We start from the raw sequence: 268 nt of genomic DNA, 5'->3' as shown, positions 1-268 counted from the left end.
AGCGCGCGATGCTGCCGCACTGGTGCGCTTCCTCAAGTGGTTCGAGGACACCGCGCCTGCCGGTACGCTGACCGAACTCGACGTCGTGGCGCGGCTCCACGATTTCCGTGCCGAAACCGGCGTGCTCAAGGACGAGTCGTTCGAGACGATCTCCGCCACCGGCGCGCACGGTGCCAGCCCGCACTACAAGGTCACGGACGAATCGAACGCGCCGATCCTGCCGGGCCAGCTGTTCCTGATCGATTCGGGCGGGCAGTACGCCGATGGC

The 268-nt window shown here is 67.2% G+C and carries 1 protein-coding gene; it reads left to right on the top strand.

Annotation, left to right across the window (positions count from 1 at the left end):
- A partial coding sequence (locus tag QD228_RS17055) for a M24 family metallopeptidase (protein WP_279876137.1) occupies nucleotides 1-268 on the top strand: 268 nt, incomplete at both ends.

The sequence above is a fragment of the Cobetia sp. 3AK genome (genome assembly GCF_029846335.1).
Taxonomy (GTDB): Bacteria; Pseudomonadota; Gammaproteobacteria; order Pseudomonadales; family Halomonadaceae; genus Cobetia; species Cobetia marina.
Note: the sequence above shows the minus strand (reverse complement) of the source record. Positions and strands in the feature narration are given on the sequence as shown.